Below are 533 nucleotides of genomic sequence, written 5' to 3'. Positions count from 1 at the left end.
CGGTATCGGGCGTGCACAGCGCCTTGAGGCGCGCCGCACATTCAACAATGACCGCACGTGCCGCAAGGGGCCCCAGCGTGTTGGTCGCCTCGGCAAAATGATCCAGTCCAATCAGCAGCAATGCGCCGATCGCGGGCGCGGCACCGGACCGCGCGGCATGTGGCATCGCTGCCAGCAGGTGGACGAATCGTTCTCGGTCCGGCAGCTCGGAGATGGGATCCAGACCCGATGGCGCGACAGATGTTGCGCGACTCATAAATAGGGATCGTCTTGCAAATGCCTTTGAAACGGAAATGCACGGGTTTGCCCATGCCGTCAATTGTGTAACGTTGTTACGGCAAACCTTTAGGCATCATAAGCCCAAACCCGGCGCGGGTGGCCGACTCCCGGTAGGTTTTCGCAGGAGCCACTTGCGCCGTTTTTATAAATTTAGCTTCAATTAATTCAGATAAAAGTGCAATTGATATCAGTCTTGCTGTGTTCTTGTGCATGCGGTTTCTCACTGTCGCGGCAAGCATGCGACCGGCTTACAC

The 533-nt window shown here is 56.7% G+C and carries 1 protein-coding gene; it reads right to left on the bottom strand.

Annotated features, from left to right (window positions below):
- On the bottom strand, positions 1–256 hold a 256-nt coding region (locus ACTWPP_RS45165; RefSeq protein ID WP_443110644.1), incomplete at its 3' end, for a hypothetical protein.
- Positions 257–533 lie beyond the last annotated feature (277 nt).

It is taken from the genome of Actinomadura sp. 3N407, assembly GCF_052245875.1.
Classification (GTDB): domain Bacteria; phylum Actinomycetota; class Actinomycetes; order Streptosporangiales; family Streptosporangiaceae; genus Spirillospora.
The sequence above is the reverse complement of the archived record's forward strand: the minus strand, read 5'-3'. Positions and strand labels throughout refer to the sequence as shown.